Here is an 18,929-nt window from a genome sequence, read left to right on the forward strand (position 1 = left end):
TGAACCGCCCCGGGATTGTCGGAGGCAGGTTGGTTTAAGTTAAGCGGCCATGGGGCGTTCGTCCAGCATGGCGTAGTAATTTCTCTCAGCCTCGGCAGGTGGAATGTTGCCGATTGGCTCCAGCAGGCGTCGATGATTGAACCAGTCGACCCATTCAAGCGTCGCAAATTCAACCATCTCAAATGACCGCCACGGCCCTCGCCGATGGATGACTTCGGCCTTGTAGAGCCCGTTGATCGTCTCGGCGAGTGCGTTGTCGTAACTGTCCCCGACGCTGCCAACCGATGGTTCGATACCATCTTCTGCCAAGCGTTCGGTGTATCGGATCGAGACATACTGGCTGCCCCGGTCACTGTGATGGATAAGCCCGCCTTTTCTTGCTGGCCTGCGGTCATGCAGAGCCTGTTCAAGTGCGTCCAGCACAAAGCCCGTATGTGCCGTCCTGCTGACCCGCCAGCCAACGATGCGCCTGGCAAACACATCAATGACAAAAGCTACATAAACAAAGCCCTGCCATGTGGCGACATAAGTGAAGTCAGACACCCACAACATGTTGGGTGCCGGGGCATGGAACTCGCGGTTCACTTGGTCAAGTGGACAAGGGGCTGACTTGTCGCTAAAGGTGGTGCGAACAGGCTTGCCTCGAATGGCGCCTTGTAGCCCCATCTCGCGCATCAGACGCTCGACTGTGCAGCGGGCCACATGAAAGCCTTCACGGCCGAGTTGACGCCATATTTTGCGGACACCGTAGACCAGAAAGTTCTCCTCAAAGACACGGGCAATCTCCGGCTTCAGTGCCATATCGCGCTGTGCCCGTGCAGACAGAAGTGACGGGTCACGGCGACAGGCCAGATGGTGGTGGTATGTGGATGGGGCGATCTGCAGCAAACGACAGATCGGCTCGACCCCATACAGGTCCCGGTGCTCGTCGATAAAACTGATCAACGTCTCAGTGGGCGGTCGAGCTCCGCCTGGGCAAAATAAGCCGATGCCTTGCGCAAGATCTCGTTGGCTTGCCTCAGTTCCCGGTTCTCCCGTTCAAGGGCCTTCAGCTTGTCGGCAACCTCGGTCGGCATACCAGCCCGCTGGCCGCTGTCCACCTCTGCTTTCTTGACCCATTCGTTCAGGGTCTGAGGGACACAGCCAATCTTGCTGGAGATGGATACAATCGCTGCCCAACGGGACGGATAATCGCCCTCATGGGAAAATACCATGCGGACCGCACGGTCGCGGACTTCAGGTGAAAATTTGTTCGTGGTCTTGCTCATAATGGCTCCTTTTACTCAGAAGTTGGAGCCTCCGGCAATCCCGGGGCGGTTCAGTTGAGGTAGTTCTTGAAGCCAAGTCCACTTACTACAATGACATCAATCCCCATCTCTTCTGGTAGTTTACCATGCTTATCTTTGAATAGCTTTTTGACGATAAGTTCGTCAGAAGGGCCTTCAACGAGTATTGCTTTTTGAGCCAATACAATTCGAAGAGTGTCATACCCTGGCAAACGCTTAATGCGTTTGATTGTTCCTGCATCTAAGTCTTTTAGCCTTGTATAATTTGCCCCTATCAAGCAGAGCTTATCCATGCTCAGCTTATTTAAAACATAGGAATTGTGTGTGGTAAGGAATAGCTGCTTGCCTGCATGGTGTAGTTCAACGTAACTAATCAATTTATTCAGACTCATGTGCGACAAATGGTTTTCGGGCTCCTCGATCAACACAAGGTCCAGAGTATCTGCATTATTGTGAAGTGCTAGCTTGATCTGAATTTGACATTGTTCGCCTTTCCCGATGTGGGCAAAGGGTACATCGTCCACGGCTAGGTGTAGGTTACTTTCCCAAGTTGAATTGGATTTCACGTCAGTAGTAATCTTGAGGCTTTTGGATGTGATCATGTGATCATTGTCTAGCGCCGCGTTTATTCGGACGACCTCAGCATCAGCATCAAATTGAGTTTTGGTTTGGCGATACGCAAAATTGAGTGTTGATCTAGATGCCTCGTTTAGGGTCTCATTGAGAATGTTATTGATATATTTGTTCTTGCCGAATGTTGGGTGCAACCTATCAGGTTCAACGCACAAGATCTTCGCGGGATTTACAAATTTGTTGAGCTTTCTCCATGCGAAGTCAAACCACTCAACTGAGTAAAACTCGGTAGGAAGAGAATTGACTTTTCCGTCTGCGAGTAATCTCCCATAGGTCGGTTCCAGTTCTGGGCTAATGCCAATTTTGACGAATATACCTGTGCAATTCTCGTTTAAACTGTTGTTGGTTCCCCTTAGCTCTTCAGGAGCATCTGCCAGGTAGGCCTCTATGAGGACCTCGGGTAATTTGTCGGCAGTCTTTTGGTCCTCGTTACTATCCAGAAATGCCTGAACCGTTTGATTGTTAAAAAACTCAGCAGTTAATTCACCTGCAAGTGGGCGACCATGAATCGTACAGTTCATGCAAGCCTCGATCGCTTCAAGGAGCGTGCTTTTACCGCTGTCGTTGTCTCCTACGATGATGTTGGTATCGCTGTTGAATTCAAAAGTGGCATTCTGGAATTTCTTGAAATTTCGTATAACCAATTTCTCGATATGCACGCTGATATCCTTGGTCTGAAGAATGGTGGCTTTGCAAGAGACTATCGCATAAGTGCAAGGATAACAATCTAAGGGGTTCAAGTTAAGCTTGCCCTCAAGCGCACCTATCGAACGTCCCCTTCTGGCCGAATACTGCCTTTAGTGGGAAGCAAGGCAGCCTTTGGTGCATGAGGTTACCAGTGCCCGCCTTAGTAGATGTGGATTGAAGGCACGGAACCTTAGCTAGGCAATCCGTCATTACCATAAAGGAATTTGTCTGCGTTCGCCGCATCGGCTTGGCCTTCTGAGCTTGCATTGAATGCACGCTCTGCTTTTGTCATTCTGCTCAGTCTCAATATTGTCAGGCTAATACCTGTATGGTCATCTTTGTCATCATCAATTTCCTCATCTGTGATGACATCGATTTCCAACAACTGATTTAGCAGCATCCGTCTCGCATCAATGCGTGCTTGTTCATATTTGCTCATCATGTCCTCTATTTTACAGGTCAAGATATAGTGCCTAAAGCAAGATCCTATATTGTTACAAACATATGGACTTTGGGCACGTAGTGCGAGATCTTATTCCCTTTCACTTCCTTGGGTAAGGGCACCATAACCGTCGTGATGCGCAAGGGACGTTGTTCGTCAGATAGCAGACACTCAGATTTCGAGATCGAAGGTCCCCTACTCGCCAGATGTGGTCATGCCTGTTTCGCTTTGAGGAACCACACGACATGCGGTCTGTCTTCAGCGGGGCAAGGGGGGGGGAGCCCCTGGAAGGTCTCATCGGGTGTTGCAACAAGGCGTGGCCTGTGGCTGAGAATTTGCTACATTGTGCGGCGGGCGAGCTTGGTAGAGGGGAGGATGGCATGGCGGTTGAAAAGGACATTTCAGGGGAAGCGTATCTCGCGAAACGACAGCTGCGTGCCGGAACGGCGGGCTGGCCGCTGCTGGTTGGCCTTGGCGTCGCCTATGTCATCTCCGGCGATTTCGCGGGCTGGAATTTTGGTCTGGCGCAGGGTGGCTGGGGTGGGCTTTTGCTTGCCACGGCCCTGATGGCCGTCATGTATACTTCGATGGTTTTCTCCCTGGCTGAACTTTCAGCCACAATACCTGCCGCAGGTGGGGGCTATGGCTTTGCCCGGCGCGCGTTCGGCCCGCTCGGGGGATTTCTGACCGGCACGGCCATCTTGCTTGAATATGCTGTGGCACCCGCTGCCATTGCTGTCTTCGTGGGGGCCTATCTGGACAGCCTGATGGGTCTTTCCGGATGGCCGGTCTCCCTTGCTTTTTACCTTCTTTTTGTCGGTGTTCATCTATACGGCGTTGGGGAAGCGCTGAAGTTGATGTTTGTCATCACGGCGCTTGCGGTTGCGGCGTTGATAGTTTTCATTGTCGCCATGGTGCCGCATTTCCAAGTATCCAACCTGTTCGATATCGTGCCCACAGGCGACGCGGGTACCAGTAGTTTCCTGCCATTTGGCGTTTTGGGCATCTGGGCGGCGATCCCCTTTGGTATGTGGTTCTTTCTGGCCGTCGAGGGCGTGCCCTTAGCGGCGGAAGAAACCCGGGACCCGGCGCGCAACATGCCAAAGGGCATGATCGGCGCCATGCTGGTTCTGCTTGTTCTCGCGGCCCTGATGTTGGTGTTGGCGCCTGGTGGCGGTGGGGCCGCGGCGATTTCAACCGCCGGTGATCCTCTTATCGCCGCCTTGGAAAGCCCGGCGGCCTATGGCGGTCCAACAATGGTTGGTACCATTGTCAATATCACAGGGCTGGCCGGGCTGACGGCCAGCTTCTTTTCCATCATATTTGCCTACTCGCGTCAGGTGTTCGCCTTGTCGCGGGCGGGGTATATCCCGCGCTTCCTGTCGCTGACATCGAAGCGCAAGACCCCCCATTATGCCCTGGTCATCCCCGGCACGCTCGGTTTTCTGCTGTCGCTCACCGGGGAAGGAGATCTTCTGATCCTGATCGCGGTGTTCGGGGCGTCCATATCCTATGTGCTGATGATGGCCGCACATATTGTCCTGCGGATCAAGGAGCCCGACATGGCGCGGCCCTACCGGACGCCCGGGGGCACCTTTACATCTGGTTTAGCCCTTGTTCTTGCCGTGCTGGCTTTGTTGGCCGGTGTGCTGGTGAACCCCGTGGTCATTCAATATGCCGCAGGCTTCTATGTCATCATGGTCCTCTATTTCATGCTGGTGAGCCGGCACAGGCTGGTGGCCCATGCGCCAGAGGAAGAATTCGCCTTGATTGAAGAGGCTGAGCGGGGGCTTGCTGGCAACTAGCCGATTGATTGCCCGCGCAGGCGAAGGGACGATCTAAGGGTGCTTTCCGGCCACGAGTGGCTGGCCGTTTTCTCCGCGCATATGTTCGGCGAAGAACCTGACGGCAGGGGCGACGAGGGGTCGGCAGTCGTGGCCGGCACCTGGAATTTCCTCAAGGGATACGGCCAGGTCTTGGGCCTGCCAGTTTTTATAGAGCGTATGCAGCCGGTCGATCCGGGTGACGCCGGCGTCATTGGCGCCGGGCATCCATTTGCCGCGACCGGGGCGATGGGTGATGGCATCGGTGTTTGTGTCTTCGCGGCCGACGAGAAGCTGTGCAGGCACCTGTCTCATGGCGGCCAAATCCAGAGACTTGCCAAACAAGTCTTCCATATTGCGGGTGCCGACCCACCAGTCCTGGCCCTGATCCAGGATGGTCACGGAACCGGGTGCCGCGATCGAGACAGCGGACAGCCGGTCAGGGTGCAGATAGAAGAAGCGGTGGGCAAAATGGGCGCCGCCAGAGAAGCCAAACAGCGCGAACCTGTCCACATTGATGCCATAGAGCGTGGCGGCTTCCTCGATCATCTGCAAGAGCAGCAGGTCGAAGCGGATATCGCGGTAGGCGATATATTTATAATTGTCATTGTCCTGGCGGTCGGCGATGCCCGAGGGGAACAGGGGGGCAAGGACGATCAGCTTCTCTTTTTCTGCGAGATCCGCGAACTGCATGCGGATGTCCTGATAGTCCCGGTCACTGCTGTGGACAGCGACCAGCAAACGATATCCCTCAGGACCGTCCTTGAGGATCGACCGGGGGGCGTAGGTGCAGAATGAAAAGCGTTGGTCATGTTGGCAGGCGATGGTGGTCGACGCCCCCAGATAGTAACCGGATAATTGATAATTGTATTCTGTCGTCTGACCAGGCACAGCCGGTAACTCCCCAATAAAGAATATAACACTGAACAGTAGCCCTTGATTCGAGCCTCATAAAAATAGTCGCCAATAATGGCTATAAAATCAAGAATATTTTACGTCATTCGGGCCGATTTGAGGGAAAATTAGTGTCGATGGAAGCAATATATCGCAGATTTCTTTGATTTTTATGTAAATTAACTACATGAAAAATATACATAATTTTTTGCACGGTCGCAATTTTCAGGTGTGGCACCAATTTGGCGTTGAAAAAGGCTACGAAAATGGCTACTATTTTATAAATCAGTTACGAGGAACCGCTTTCATGCGTGCTTGGGAATTTATAAATTGTTCTTTAGGGAGAAGAGACATGTTTTGTCTGTCAGGTGAAAAGCTGATGAGGTCTGCATCGGTGATCGCCATTTCAGTTGTGGGGCTGCCCGCTGCCGTTTCGGCACAGGATGCCGGGGCGTCCGACGGGGCGTTGATGGAGGAGATTGTTATCTCCGGCTCACGTTTGCCGGCATCCATTGAATCCATGCCGGGGTCGGTTACTATTATTGGCGAGGAAGAGCTTGGTAAGCAGCTTGCCGTGACGACAGACCTTGAGGCAATTCTGGGGCAGTTGGTGCCGGGTATGGGGACGAGCTCTGCGTCGCCCGCCAACTTCACCACCAGCCTGCGCGGCCGCAAGCCGGTGGTCTTCATTGACGGCGTGCCAATCACGCCGACACTCAATGATGTTGGCCGCGAGCTGCGCCTGATTGATCCGGCCGTCATTCAGCGCATTGAAGTGGTGCGTGGTTCGTCCGCTCTCTATGGCAACAGTGCCGGGGCCGGCTTCATCAACTATATCACCGGGCCAGGCAGGAAGGGCGAAAGCACTTTCACAACGGAAGTAGGGACGCAATTTTCCCTGACTGACCTTGGCAACGGGTTCCGTCCTTCCATCCGCCAGTCCATGAGCGGCGGGGGTGACAGCATCGATTATGTGGCGTCTGGCTACTATGAAAAAGTTGGCGGCTTCTTTGATGCCGACGGCGACCGGATCGCGCCTATTCCAAATGGCTTCAGCGGCCTCGCGGATTCCGACATCTATAGCCTTTATGGCAAGATTGGTTTCGATTTTGCCGAAGATCAGCGCCTTGAGGCCAGCATCAACAAATATCGCCAGAAGCAGGACACCGATTACACGTTGCTCGCTGGGGACGTGTCTGAAGGTATCAAGGCGACAGCCATTCCCAAGGATGGCACGGAGATCGAGGAAGCTGACCAGTTTCACAGCAACCTTGTCGGCACGCTGACCTATACTCATGACGATATCATGGGCACGGGGTTGACGCTTCAGGGATATTATCAGCGGTCGAAAAGCGTGTTCGACTATAACCCGAACCGTTTCCCGCTGACGGACAAGGCGTCAGCCCAGTCTGACACTGAATCCAAAAAATATGGCTTCCGCCTTGACCTGCGCACGCCGCTTGATTTCCTGTCGGATGGTGCCGAGCTGTTGTGGGGGGCGGACTATCTGCATGATGACACGGTCACCGGTCTTGTTGATGGTCGTGAGTTTGCACCCACCCAGGTTCTGAAAAGCCGTGCTGTGTTTGGTCAGTTGTTCATGCCGCTCTTTGATAAGCTCACGCTGACTGCGGGGGTCCGCCATGAAAAAGCTGACCTGACGATTGAGGATTTCACATCGCTGTTCACGTTGGCGGAAATTACCGGCGGCACGCTTGAGTATTCCGCAACGCCGGTGAATATCGGCCTGACCTATGATGTTTCCGATACGGTGAGCCTGTTTGGTGGCTTCTCGCAGGGCTTCGAGGTGGCGAGCGTTGGTCGTGTACTGCGGTCATACCCGGTGGATGTGAATGTTGTGATCCTGGATCCGGAACCCAACCTGATCGATAGCTATGAAGGTGGTGTGCGGACGCATTTCGAGAATTTCTCGACCGAGCTTGCGGTGTTCTACACCACATCCACGAATGCGCTGACCTTTAGCCCCGACCCGAACAACCCGGCCAACAATGTGATCGAGCAACGGACGGCTGATGAAGTGTATGGCATCGAATTTACCTTCAATGCGGATCTTTCCGACACCTGGCGGGTTGGTGGCAGCTATACCTGGCTTGAGGGCAAGGAAGACCGCGATCTGGACGGCACGTTCGAACGCTATATCCAGCATCGCCGTATCCCGCCACGCAAGATCACAGGTTATGTGGAGCATGATTTTGCCGATACGTGGAGCGTGCGCGTGCAGGGCCTCTATTCCGGGTCGAGGAAGAAATTCCCGGGCAGCACGGCCTTCTGGGAAGGCGATGTGAATGACTGGTTCCTGCTGGATGTGAGCGTTTCAGGCGAAGTGGGGCCAGGTACGCTGATTATTGGGGTTAATAATGCGCTGAATACCGACTATTTCACGCATATCTCCGAAACAGCGCAGCGGGATGACCGCTATTCCAAGGCTCCTGGTGCCACGGCATCGATCCGGTATCGCATCAGTTACTAAGGCGGTTCCTCTACCCCCACCCTCGACATGAGGGCCCCTCCCCGTGCCCACCTCGATTATAATTGGGGTGGGCACCCCTTTCTTGAGTGGAGAGTGCAGGCAAATGCGTCGGACGATTTATAAGTTTCACAAGTGGCTGGGCCTGGCCTTTGGCATGTTGCTGATGGCACAGGCGGGGTCTGGCGTGCTGTTGAGCTTCCGCCCGCAACTGCAGGCGTGGGAGCTTTCACGGCACCCTGCGGCCAGTGCGGAAATGGGTGTGAATGACGCGGTCGCCGCTGTGCTTGATGCCTTTCCAGGGGCAAGGCCTGAGCGGGTTTATGTCGCGGCTGAACTGGGCGACCCTTTGGCTGTCCGGTTGGCGGACAGCAGCGATCCCCGTTTTGTGGCCGTGTGGAGAAAGCATGACGTCCTGGCCGTGGCCGGGTTGCCGCTCCATGGGGCGCTGCAGTGGCTGTTTGAATGGCACGAGGGCCTTTGGTGGAGTGGTGCAGGGCGCTGGGTGCTGGTCTTTCAGGCTTTCCTGCTTATGGGTTTTGTTGTCTCGGGGCTCTATTTCTGGTGGCCGCTCCGCCATAAGCAGGGCCTGAAGGTCAAGTGGCGGTCACCACCCGTGCGCCGCTGGTACGATGTGCATAGGATCATTGGTATTTGTTCGGCGCCGTTTCTTGTGTTGGCGGTGCTGACCGGTGGGACAATGGCGGTCCGTGCCATGGCGGGCGGCAGCGCGCCTGTGTTGCCGGTGGGGCCGCGCGGGCCCGTCCAGGTTGATGAGGCATTCGAATGCGCTGCGTGTGGTCCGTTAAAGGAAATCCGCATGACGCCGGCTGGCGGCTACCGGCTGATCTACGCTTCAAAGAAGGCGCCCTGGCCGTTGGCTGCCGACAGTATCGCTGTGTCAGCGAAAGGGCGGGCCAGTCCGAGGATGGCGCAGGACGCGACTGCTGCCCAGAAGCTGCTTGGCTGGATGTATCCGCTGCATACCGGGAAGGCAATGGGGGTGTTCGGGCAACTGGTCACGCTGGTGGTGGGGCTGGCGCTGTCCGTGTTGCCTGTCGTTGGCGGGCTTCTCTGGCTGCGGCGGCGCCCCAGGAAGAAATCTGTTGCGTGTGGCGCATAAATTGGCTACTATTTTGATATTGAGTCATTCTTAGGAGGAAATTGTGGAGCTTGGGAGTTTGAGAACGGCGTTTATAGCGTCTGTGTTGGTGTGTGGGCTTTCCCTGGCAGGGGCCGGCGCGGCAGATGTGCCCGACTATTACCCGGCAGACTATGAGGCGATGGTGGAGGCTTCCAGGTCCGAGGGCAGTCTTCTGATCTATTCGAATATCGCAGAATATAATTGGCGGGATATCTTTGTGGGCTTCTCGAAAAAATATCCCTGGATCAAGATCGAGAGCATTGACCTGGGGCCATCCACAAGCTTCGAGCGCTACTATTCGGAAAGCTCTGTAGGCAAGCGGACGGCAGACCTGATCGTGACCGGTGCGCCTGACGGCTGGTACCGGTTCGCTGCGAAAGGCGGGTTGGCGCAGTACTCGTCACCTGAAGTCGAAAAGATGCCGGAGTGGAGCCGGCCGCTGCCAGGGCTTTACACGATCTCTGCAGATCCGATGGTGATCATTCATAACAAGCTGCTTTTGAAGGATGCGCCCGACAGCCTGGCCGATATCCGGGAGTTGACGGAAGAAGGTGGTCGGTATCGCGATAAGGTGACAACTTATAACGCCACCAGCCATTCCTTCGCCTATGATATTCACTGGTCAGTGACGAAGGCGTTTGGGGATGCGGCCTGGCCGCTTTTCGACGACCTGGGCAGCCTCACGCGGTCCGAAAGTGGTGGTGCCGTGATGGTGGAGAAGGTGACGAGCGGTGAATATGTAGCGGGCTATTTTGTCTCCGGTATCACAGTGTTCCAGCGGATGAACCAGGCGGGCCGCGACAAGATTATGGGATGGAGCCTGATCGAGGACGGTACCCCTGTTTTCCATCGCGGCATGGGGGTGACAACGGGGGCGGAAAGCCCGAATTCGGCGCGCCTGATGCTGGATTATATCCTTTCGCATGATGGCCAGGTGGCCGTTGGCAAAGGCGGGCTGACGCCGTATCGCCCGGACGTCGGGAAGGATGAAGTGCCATATCTTTCTTATGGAGGGATCGTCGATGAGATCGGCGAGGAGAATATCATCCATGTGGAATATGACCCCGAAGCCTATGAGCAGCGTGATGTATTTCTCGCCCGTTGGAAGCAGGCTTTCCGCATCAAAAACTGAGGTTCAACCACGTTGGCCGATGCAAACCTGAAAGCATCGGCCCAACGGAGAGTATGTTATGCAAAATGCAGCAGTATCTGAAGAACAGCCGTTCGGTGTGGTTTTTTCCAGGGCGAAACTGATCCAGTATTCTGTCGCGGTTATTGCGCTGATACTGGTGGCGGTACCCCTTGTGCCCATCATGTATCAGGCGATGCTCGACAAACCCATCTATGACGGGCAGGCGATCCTGACGCTGGATAATTTCAGCCGCTTGTTCGCCAACCCCAAATTCTATGAAGCTTTCAAGAACTCGGTGGTCCTGTCGGCGGTGACAACCGTCATCGCGGGTATTATCGGCGTGTCCACCGCTGTGTTCATCGGTCGTACCAACATACCGGGCAAAAAGTTTTTCGGTGAAGTGGTCTTGTGGCCCATGTATGTGTCTCATCTGGTTTTGGCCTTTGGCTGGTTCATGATGTATGGGCCTTCGGGCTATGTGACGCTGCTGGTCGAGGGCTGGATCGGTGGCAAGCCGTGGGATCTGTATACAATGGCCGGCATGGCCATCGTGGCGGGTGCAGCGCAAGCGCCGTTGGTGCATCTTTTCTGTGCGTCCTCGGTGGCGCGGGCCGATGCGTCGCTTGAAGACGCTGCCAGAACTGTTGGCGCCGGGCCCTTTACGGTGTTGCGCCGGGTCACGGTGCCTTTGTTGCGTCCCGCCATTACCTATAGCGCCATGCTGAATTTCATCGGGTGCCTTGAAATGCTGTCCGTGCCGCTCATTCTGGGGACGCCGGTAGGCAAGGACTTCTTCACCACCTTTCTCTATACGCAGGGATACAGTGGTTCCAATCCAGACTATGGCCTGATCGGCGCGGCCGCCTGTTTCCTCTTGGTAATGATCAGTATCCTGATCTATCTGCAGTCCAAACTTTTGAAAAAGGCCGGCCGGTTTGTCACGGTGAAAGGCAAGGCCACGCGCCCGAAGATATTCGACCTTGGGCGCTACCGCTGGGCGGTCTCCGCCGTGCTGGCGGTCTATTTCGGGCTGACGCTTTTCGTGACCGTTGGCGGGCTTGGGCTCAGGGCCTTCACCACTTTCCTGACACCGCTTCTGGCGCCATGGGAGTTGCTGACCCTCGATAATTTCGCGCTGATTTTCGAATATGACGCCTATCAGCGGTCAATCACCAACAGCCTGTTGGTGGCCGGGATTGGCGCTGCGTTTGCCGTGGGCTTTGTCAGCCTGATCACGGTGATCATTCATCGATCGGGTTTCCGGTTCCGGAAGGTGCTCGAGTATGTCGCCCTTTATCCGCGGGCTGTGCCAGGCATTGTCGCGGGCATCGGCTTCTTCTGGGGCATGCTGCTGTTCCCTTTCCTCGGGCCGCTTCACGGCACCATCTGGATCCTGATCCTGGCCTTCACCATGCGCACGATCCCCACGGCTTTCGGGGCCATTTCACCGGCGCTGATGCAGCTGTCGAAGGATCTGGACCAAAGCTCGCGTACCGTGGGGGCAGATTGGTGGAGCACCCAGCGCAAGATCATTCTGCCGCTTCTCCGCCCGGCGCTTTTCGGGGCTTATGTCCTCCTGTTCCTGTCCTTCCTGAAGGAATATGCGTCTGCAGCCTTCCTGTTTGCGCCCGGCAGCGAAATCCTGGGCACCACGATGCTGCAATTCTGGGTCAATGGCGACAGTGGCCCGGTAGCCGCGCTGGCGGTCATCCAAATCATTTTAACAATCACTTTTGTGGTCTTTGCCCGCAAACTGTTGGGAGTGAAAGCTTATGGGTAAGCTGATTATTGATAACCTGTGCAAGCATTTCGGCGCCGTGAAAGCCGTTGACAATGTCAGCATCACGGTTGAAGACGGGGAATTCCTGACGCTTCTGGGGCCATCCGGATGCGGCAAGTCAACCACCCTGTTTGCTGTCGCGGGCCTTGACCGGCCCACAAGCGGGCGCATTCTGGTGGATGATGTAGTGTTTTACGACGGCAAACAGCAGGCCATGATGCCGCCTGAGAAACGCAATTGCGGCCTGGTGTTCCAGTCTTACGCTTTGTGGCCGCATATGACGGTCCGCGACAATCTGGCCTTTCCGCTGGAAATTCGGAAAATCGGTAAATCCGAACAGCAGAAGCGCATCACTGACGCGTTGGCGCTCGTGGAGATGGAAACCTATCAGGACCGGTATCCGCACGAACTGTCTGGTGGCCAGCAGCAGCGCGTGGCATTGGCCCGCACACTGGTTTATGAACCGCGCTTGATGCTGCTGGATGAACCGCTTTCAAACCTGGATGCCAAGTTGCGGATTCGGGCCCGCCGCTGGCTCAAGGAACTGCAGGGGCGCCTTGGCCTGACAACCATCTATGTCACCCACGACCAGATCGAGGCCCTGACGCTGAGCGACCGCATTGCGGTGATGGAGGGGGGCAAGCTGGTGCAATTGGGTACGCCCGAGGAAATCTACAGCAGGCCGGTTTCGCCCTTCGTGGCCGACTTTATCGGCGCCAGCAACTTCATTGACGGGTTCGCAGGCGACGGCGCGGATGGGGCCGTCAGCATTTCACTTGCAGAAGGAGTGTCTATTCGGGCCAAGGCCCGCCCTGGAGTCATGAAAGGCAAGGCGGTGCGTGTAGCAGTGCGACCTGAAAATATTCGTCTTGTGAATGGCAGTGGTGTGCCAGATGGCAGCAATGCGCTTACCGCATCAATTCGTGACCGCGATTACCTGGGCGCGCGGTTCCAGTATATTCTGGATGTCTGCGGTACCGAACTGCGCATGGAGGCGGAGCAAAATCTTGAGGGAAGCCAAGTGGATATCAGTTTCACCCCTGAAGATTGCATTGCTTTCCCCGCTTAGGAATAGGAGGTCGCGATGGTCCATATCATCAATGTTGCCTGTATCCAGAATTGTGCCACCGACGACCTTCAGGGCAATCTGGCCTGCCTGGATGACCTGATCCATGAGGCCGTACATCGCGGTGCCGACACCGTGGCGTTGCCCGAAGCATGTGAGTTTCTGAGCGACGACAATGACGCGATGAAGGCGCATGCCAAGCCGTTGGACGATCATAGTGCCTTCAGGATGCTGCAGAGCAGGGCGGAGCGCCACAGGGTCTGGATGCTGATCGGCTCGCTGACGGCCAGGGATGAAAATGGCCTCATGGTAAACCGGTCGCTACTGGTTAACCCCAAGGGTGATCTTGTCAGCCACTATGACAAGATTCATATGTTTGACGCCAAGGTGCCGGGACAGAAAATGTCACGCGAGTCCGACCTGTATCGTCCCGGTACCAGGGCCAAGCTGGTGTCGCTGTTTGGCGCGGTGATGGGTATGAGCATCTGCTATGATGTGCGTTTCCCGCACCTGTATCGCAGCCTTGCCAAGGCGGGAGCGACCATTCTGTCGGTGCCTGCCGCTTTCATGCAAGCCACGGGCGAAGCGCACTGGCATTCCCTTTTGCGGGCGCGCGCCATCGAGAATGGCTGTTTCGTCATCGCCCCGGCACAAACCGGGCATCATTATGGTACCCGGCATAGCTATGGCCATTCCCTGATCGTCGATCCCTGGGGGCGGGTTATTGCCGATGCCGGGACCGAGGTTGGTGTTTCCATGGGCGCCATCGATCTGGATGAGGTTACTCGGGCGCGGTCGTCAATCATGAGCCTGAACCATGACCGCAGGTTCGAACCGCCCGCCCCCACTGCCATGCAGGACCCTGTCAACGGGCGGTGTGGCGCATGACCAAGGTGGCTGTTGCAGGCTTTCTGCATGAAACCAACAGTTTCGCGCCGGGGCTGACAGGCCTGTCGGCCTTTGAGGCTGCGGATGCCTGGCCGGGAATGGTTGTTGGGGAAGCAATGCTTGCTGCCTTTGGACAGTCGAATATTGCGATGGCCGGTTTTCTGAAGGCCGCCCAGGAGAAAGCCTGGGAGATTACGCCGCTCCTCTGGTGTTCCGCCGGTCCCTCCGGCGTGGTGGAAGGGGGCGCTTATGATAGCATATCGACTGATCTCTTGGCGCGTCTTGAGCTGGCCATGCCGGTGGATGCCGTGTTCCTGGACCTTCACGGTGCCATGGTTTCGGAAACGGAGACGGATGCCGATGGTGTGTTGCTGGGCCGGGTGCGCGCGCTGGTAGGACCGGACGTGCCGATTGTCGCAGTCCTTGATTTCCACGCCAATATCTCTGAGCACATGGTGGCTGCGGCAGATATGCTGGCGCTCTACCGCACCTACCCCCATGTGGATATAGCAGATACCGGGCGGCGGGCGGCGGGGTATCTGGCAGGGCTGCTTGAGGGAAGCCGACCGGAAAAGATTTTGCAGCCAATACCATTTCTATTGCCACTTGGCACGCAGGCTACACTGGATGGCCCCGTTGCCGCCCTGATGGCTGGCCTGCGGAAACTGGAAAGGGATACAGGCGCCAGGATCGAATTTGCCGCGGGTTTTCCGCTGGCTGATGCGTTCGAGACCGGGCCTGCGATTGTGACTTATGCGCCCGATAGAAAACTGGCCGAGGCCGTGGCGCACCAGTCTGCCGGGCTTCTGGCCGCGCGTGAAAAGGAATTCACGCTTCAGACGATGTCGCCGCGCGAGGCCGTGGCGGCAGCGCAGGAGGGGAGGCATGGGCATGGTCCCCTCCTGCTGATCGACACGCAGGACAATCCGGGCGGCGGTGCAGCGGGGGATACGGTGGGCCTGTTGCGGGCCATGATCGAAGGGGGGTGCCGCAGGGCCGTGATGGGCGTGCTGTATGACCCCGAAACGGCATTGCAGGCCCACAAGGTGGGGGTGGGTGGCGCGTTCGTGGCATCTATTGGGGCAAAATCCTGCCCGGGGCAGGAACTGCCCCTGCGGGGGCGGGCCAGGGTGATGGCGCTCGGTAGCGGTAATTTCGCTGGGACCGGCCCCTTTTACAAAGGGTGCAGTTTCGCTCTTGGCCCCATGGCCTGCCTTGAAGTCGGCGGGGTGCGGGTGGTGCTTTCCAGCGTCCGGCAGCAGGCGGCCGATCAGGCCATGTTCCGCCATGTGGGCGTTGAGCCCGCCGAGGCCGGAATTCTGGCACTGAAAAGTTCGGTCCATTACCGCGCGGATTTCGACGGGATCGCACGCGGCACCATCATTGTGAAATCGCCAGGGTTGAACACAGCCAGCCCGGCAGACCTGACATACCGAAACGTGCGCCCCAATGTTCGGGTTGCAGGCGGTGAGCAACTCAAAAGAGGTACAGTATGAAGCTGGGGGTGTGGCTCGCGACCGCCAACACGGCGGTGATCGAAATGGCCAAGGACCTGCGGGCTGATTTTGCAGTGTTCGATCTGGAGCATGGTATTTTTGACCCGACGGCTCTTGACGCCCTGGTTGGGTTCGCGGCTGCCCTGGGCGTGCTGCCGGTTGTAAAAGCCGGGGCGCCCGAGGGCCGTTTTGTGATGGAAGCGCTCGACCGGGGCGCGGCGGCCGTGCTGATCCCCCAGGTGCGGGACTATGGACACGCCCGCGATGTGACGGCCTATGCGAAATATCCGCCGCTGGGGTGCCGGGGGGCGTCTGGTGGACGAGTGTTCGGGTACAGGCCCGCGTCCGCGTCCTTCTATCGGGTCGAGGACACGCGCAAGCCCTGTTATGTCATGATCGAAACCGCGGGTGCCCTGGAGGATGTGGAGGCCATCGCGGCCCTGCCCACGGTGGACGGCCTGTTTGTTGGCCCGACAGATCTCGCCCTGTCACGGGGCCGGCCGGCATACGAACAATCACCAGCGGATTTTGCAGACATTGTCCGCATTGCGGCGGCTGCCAGGGCGGCTGGCAAACCTTGGATTTTTCCTGCCTGGTCGGAAGCTGAACAACGCTTTGCCTGTGACCACGGCGCCAGCATGATGGTGGTAACCAACGAGCACGGCGCGCTGAAGGCGGGCCTGCAGGCCGGGCTGGATAGTGCCCGCCAGCGTCTGGAGGCGGTGGGGGCATGACACCAGCGCTTCACACGGTCCGCACCTGGGCCGCGCATGAACAGCACCCGAGGCACGACGAACTTGCCTGGAAGCTGGCGGGTGTGGCCTTCGCCCCGCAGCCGGATGACGCTGTGGCAGATATGGTGATCAACCGCCTGATCGATAATGCCGGGGTGGCCGTTGCCGCCCTGAACCGCACGCCAGTGGCCGCCGCGCGGGCCCAGGCTCTCGCGTTCCCGCGCGCTGGTGGTGCGACACTTTTCGGTGTATCGCCCATGGTGCGGGTTGATGCGTCCTGGGCAGCCTGGGCCAATTCCGTTGCGGTGCGGGAGCTGGATTTCCACGATACCTATCTGGCGGCGGACTATTCCCATCCGGCCGACAATATCCCGACGCTTCTGGCTGTGGCGCAGCAGTGCGGTGCGTCGGGACGAAGCTTGTTACGCGCCATTGCGGTGGCCTATGAGGTTCAGATCGCCCTGACCCGCGGCATCTGCCTGCATGCCCACAAAATCGATCATGTCGCCCATCTGGGCGCGTCGGTTGCTGTGGGGATCGGCGCCCTTCTGGGGCTTGGCCGGGAGGTGATCTATCAGGCAGTGCAGCATGCGGTGCATGTGTCCTGTAGCACCCGGCAGTCCCGCAAGGGACAGATTTCCAGCTGGAAGGCCTATGCACCAGCCCATGCCGCCAAGCTGGCCGTTGAAGCCGTGGACCGCGCCATGCGAGGGCAAACATCGCCGTCGCCCATTTATGAGGGCGAGGACAGCATCATCGCCCGGCTGCTTGGCGGGGCAGGGCATGAGTATACGGTACAATTGCCGAAAGAAGGCGCGCCCGCCCGCTCCATTCTTGAAAGTTACACGAAGGCGTATTCGGCGGAATATCAAAGCCAGGCGCTGATCGATCTGGCCCTGCGGATGCGCGCTCGGATCGTCGATCTGGAAGAGGTTGCATCGATTGCCATCCATACCAGCCACCATACCCATCATGTGATCGGCACGGGAGCCGGGGACCCGCAGAAGATGGACCCGCTGGCCAGCCGCGAAACGCTGGACCATTCCATCATGTATATCTTTGCCGTCGCGCTTGAGGACGGATGCTGGCATCACGAGAGATCCTATTTGCCCGCCCGGGCGGCGAGGCCCGAGACCGGGCGCCTGTGGCAAAAGATCTCAACCGTTGAGGATGCAGGCTGGACCGCGCGTTACCATGCGGCAGACCCGCGTGAGCGCGCCTTTGGTGGGCGTGTGGAAATCCTGATGAAAAACGGCAGCCTGATCGAGGACGAACTGGCAGTCGCCGACGCGCATCCTGCTGGTGCCGCGCCATATGGCCGACCGGAATATATCGGTAAATTCAGGAGCCTTACAGGCGGGATACTGACTGTCGGTGCTCAGGACCTGTTTCTGGCATCTGCGGCAAGATTGAATGACCTGACGGCAGGGGAGCTGGATGCGCTGGTGCCAGAGCTGTCGTCCCATGATCTGCTCCAGATCACCAACGAGGCGATATTCTGATGCAACAGGCATTCGTCAGTGTGGCGGCAAAGCGCCAGACCTTTCGTGCAGGACTGGCATCAGGCAAGATGCTGCGGTTTCCGGGTGCGATTTCGCCCCTGTGTGCAAAGCTTATTGAACGGAAAGGATTTGATGGCTGCTATGTGTCGGGGGCTGTACTTTCCGCCCAGCAGGCGCTGCCGGATATCGGCCTCACCACCGCGACAGAGGTGATCGGCGCCAGCGGTGCCATATCGGCCGCAACAGCATTACCCACACTTGTGGATGCGGATACTGGCTTTGGCGAACCCGTCAATGTGGCGCGCACGGTGGCGGCGCTTGAGGCGGCCGGGCTCGCGGGCTGCCATCTTGAAGACCAGCGCCTGCCCAAGCGGTGCGGGCACCTTGACAACAAGGAACTGGTGCCCGTGGAGGATATGTGCCGCAAAATCCGCGCCGCGCGCGAGATACGCGCCGATGATAGTTTTCTGTTGATGGCACGCACTGACGCCCGCGCCCTTGAAGGGCTTGATGCCGCTACCGAGCGGGCGAGGGCCTATGTGGATGCGGGTGCCGACGCGGTCTTTCCGGAGGCGCTGGCGAATGAGGCAGAGTTTGAGGCATTTCGGGCGGCAATCGATGTACCGCTTCTGGCAAACATGACCGAGTTTGGAAAGTCGCCCTTGCTGTCGCTCGATCAATTGCGCAATCTGGGGTACAATATGATGATCTATCCGGTCACCCTGTTGCGTCTCGCCATGGCGGCCATGGAGCGGGGCCTTGATGTTCTTGCGCGGGACGGTAGCCAGGAAGGCGTTATCCCGGATATGCAGACGCGTGAGCAGTTGTATGACCTGCTCGACTATGACGGCTACGGCCGTTTTGATGCCAGTATCACCAATTTCCAGCTGTAGCGATTACCTTGGTGTTTCCCAGTGTTCAGTTAGCTGTTGCG

The 18,929-nt window shown here is 57.3% G+C and carries 15 protein-coding genes and 1 other annotated feature; of the genes, 11 read left to right on the top strand and 4 right to left on the bottom strand.

Translation table 11 applies throughout. From position 1 onward, the window contains the following. Positions 1 to 39: 39 nt before the first annotated feature. The 3 genes from KORM41_RS07870 to KORM41_RS07885 all read right to left on the bottom strand — a co-directional run bounded on the left by KORM41_RS07870 (position 40) and on the right by KORM41_RS07885 (position 3,045). Positions 40 to 1,268 (bottom strand): IS3 family transposase gene (locus tag KORM41_RS07870; protein ID WP_156431930.1). Its coding sequence is split into 2 segments (ribosomal slippage): positions 40 to 980 and positions 980 to 1,268, totalling 1,230 coding nucleotides; the frame shifts between segments, so codons are not numbered across the junction. Then, positions 871 to 987 (bottom strand) — a sequence feature (AL1L pseudoknot). Its footprint overlaps the gene before it by 117 nt. Before the next feature lie 50 nt (positions 1,269 to 1,318). After that, on the bottom strand, positions 1,319 to 2,578 hold the full coding sequence (locus tag KORM41_RS07880) for an ATP-dependent nuclease (protein ID WP_197421032.1): 1,260 nt from the start codon (positions 2,576 to 2,578) through the stop codon (positions 1,319 to 1,321). A 218-nt stretch (positions 2,579 to 2,796) separates the two neighbouring features. Beyond that, on the bottom strand, positions 2,797 to 3,045 hold the full coding sequence (locus KORM41_RS07885; RefSeq protein ID WP_068147138.1) for a hypothetical protein: 249 nt from the start codon (positions 3,043 to 3,045) through the stop codon (positions 2,797 to 2,799). 383 nt (positions 3,046 to 3,428) lie between these two features. On the opposite strand from KORM41_RS07885, the gene eat reads away from it, so the two are divergent. Next, positions 3,429 to 4,853 (top strand): ethanolamine permease, encoded by a 1,425-nt coding sequence (gene eat / locus KORM41_RS07890; protein ID WP_068147139.1) that lies wholly within the window; start codon positions 3,429 to 3,431, stop codon positions 4,851 to 4,853. Positions 4,854 to 4,886: 33 nt separating this feature from the next. On the opposite strand, the gene KORM41_RS07895 is transcribed toward eat, so the two are convergent. Continuing rightward, the gene (locus KORM41_RS07895; protein ID WP_068147141.1) at positions 4,887 to 5,762 is read right to left on the bottom strand and encodes a hypothetical protein; all 876 of its coding nucleotides are present in this window, start codon (positions 5,760 to 5,762) and stop codon (positions 4,887 to 4,889) included. Positions 5,763 to 6,117: 355 nt separating this feature from the next. On the opposite strand from KORM41_RS07895, the gene KORM41_RS07900 reads away from it, so the two are divergent. From KORM41_RS07900 to prpB, 10 genes are all read left to right on the top strand, one after another. Next, a complete protein-coding gene (locus KORM41_RS07900; RefSeq protein WP_068147143.1) occupies positions 6,118 to 8,256 on the top strand; it encodes a TonB-dependent receptor in 2,139 nt (712 codons plus the stop codon). A 103-nt stretch (positions 8,257 to 8,359) separates the two neighbouring features. Beyond that, complete coding sequence (locus tag KORM41_RS07905) at positions 8,360 to 9,376, top strand: PepSY-associated TM helix domain-containing protein (protein ID WP_068147146.1); 1,017 nt, start codon at positions 8,360 to 8,362, stop codon at positions 9,374 to 9,376. 43 nt (positions 9,377 to 9,419) lie between these two features. After that, positions 9,420 to 10,529 carry an ABC transporter substrate-binding protein gene (locus KORM41_RS07910; protein WP_156431935.1) on the top strand — a complete coding sequence of 370 codons (1,110 nt, stop codon included), beginning with the start codon at positions 9,420 to 9,422 and terminating at the stop codon, positions 10,527 to 10,529. Between the two features lie 58 nt (positions 10,530 to 10,587). Further along, positions 10,588 to 12,309 (top strand): ABC transporter permease, encoded by a 1,722-nt coding sequence (locus KORM41_RS07915; protein ID WP_068147153.1) that lies wholly within the window; start codon positions 10,588 to 10,590, stop codon positions 12,307 to 12,309. Beyond that, positions 12,302 to 13,378: an ABC transporter ATP-binding protein gene (locus tag KORM41_RS07920; RefSeq protein ID WP_068147156.1), complete on the top strand. Its 1,077-nt coding sequence runs from the start codon at positions 12,302 to 12,304 to the stop codon at positions 13,376 to 13,378. Before KORM41_RS07915 ends, KORM41_RS07920 begins: the two co-directional genes overlap by 8 nt. 15 nt (positions 13,379 to 13,393) lie before the next feature. After that, the gene (locus KORM41_RS07925; protein WP_068147159.1) at positions 13,394 to 14,263 is read left to right on the top strand and encodes a carbon-nitrogen hydrolase family protein; all 870 of its coding nucleotides are present in this window, start codon (positions 13,394 to 13,396) and stop codon (positions 14,261 to 14,263) included. Then, positions 14,260 to 15,759: a M81 family metallopeptidase gene (locus KORM41_RS07930; protein WP_068147162.1), complete on the top strand. Its 1,500-nt coding sequence runs from the start codon at positions 14,260 to 14,262 to the stop codon at positions 15,757 to 15,759. The genes KORM41_RS07925 and KORM41_RS07930 overlap by 4 nt, the downstream gene beginning before the upstream one ends. Then, on the top strand, positions 15,756 to 16,493 hold the full coding sequence (locus KORM41_RS07935; RefSeq protein ID WP_068147164.1) for an aldolase/citrate lyase family protein: 738 nt from the start codon (positions 15,756 to 15,758) through the stop codon (positions 16,491 to 16,493). Before KORM41_RS07930 ends, KORM41_RS07935 begins: the two co-directional genes overlap by 4 nt. Further along, on the top strand, positions 16,490 to 17,995 hold the full coding sequence (locus tag KORM41_RS07940; protein ID WP_068147167.1) for an MmgE/PrpD family protein: 1,506 nt from the start codon (positions 16,490 to 16,492) through the stop codon (positions 17,993 to 17,995). The genes KORM41_RS07935 and KORM41_RS07940 overlap by 4 nt, the downstream gene beginning before the upstream one ends. After that, positions 17,995 to 18,888 (top strand): methylisocitrate lyase, encoded by an 894-nt coding sequence (gene prpB, locus KORM41_RS07945; RefSeq protein ID WP_068147172.1) that lies wholly within the window; start codon positions 17,995 to 17,997, stop codon positions 18,886 to 18,888. The genes KORM41_RS07940 and prpB overlap by 1 nt, the downstream gene beginning before the upstream one ends. The last annotated feature ends 41 nt before the right edge of the window (positions 18,889 to 18,929 follow it).

This window comes from Kordiimonas lipolytica, from assembly GCF_001550065.1.

Excerpts from the sequence above, each read along its gene's own strand:
- KORM41_RS07885 (WP_068147138.1), bottom strand. The coding sequence starts at position 3,045 with ATGAGCAAATATGAACAAGCACGCATTGATGCGAGACGGATGCTGCTA.
- eat (WP_068147139.1), top strand. The coding sequence starts at position 3,429 with ATGGCGGTTGAAAAGGACATTTCAGGGGAAGCGTATCTCGCGAAACGA.
- KORM41_RS07900 (WP_068147143.1), top strand. The coding sequence starts at position 6,118 with ATGTTTTGTCTGTCAGGTGAAAAGCTGATGAGGTCTGCATCGGTGATC.
- KORM41_RS07905 (WP_068147146.1), top strand. The coding sequence starts at position 8,360 with ATGCGTCGGACGATTTATAAGTTTCACAAGTGGCTGGGCCTGGCCTTT.
- KORM41_RS07915 (WP_068147153.1), top strand. The coding sequence starts at position 10,588 with ATGCAAAATGCAGCAGTATCTGAAGAACAGCCGTTCGGTGTGGTTTTT.
- KORM41_RS07920 (WP_068147156.1), top strand. The coding sequence starts at position 12,302 with ATGGGTAAGCTGATTATTGATAACCTGTGCAAGCATTTCGGCGCCGTG.
- KORM41_RS07925 (WP_068147159.1), top strand. The coding sequence starts at position 13,394 with ATGGTCCATATCATCAATGTTGCCTGTATCCAGAATTGTGCCACCGAC.
- KORM41_RS07930 (WP_068147162.1), top strand. The coding sequence starts at position 14,260 with ATGACCAAGGTGGCTGTTGCAGGCTTTCTGCATGAAACCAACAGTTTC.
- KORM41_RS07935 (WP_068147164.1), top strand. The coding sequence starts at position 15,756 with ATGAAGCTGGGGGTGTGGCTCGCGACCGCCAACACGGCGGTGATCGAA.
- KORM41_RS07940 (WP_068147167.1), top strand. The coding sequence starts at position 16,490 with ATGACACCAGCGCTTCACACGGTCCGCACCTGGGCCGCGCATGAACAG.
- prpB (WP_068147172.1), top strand. The coding sequence starts at position 17,995 with ATGCAACAGGCATTCGTCAGTGTGGCGGCAAAGCGCCAGACCTTTCGT.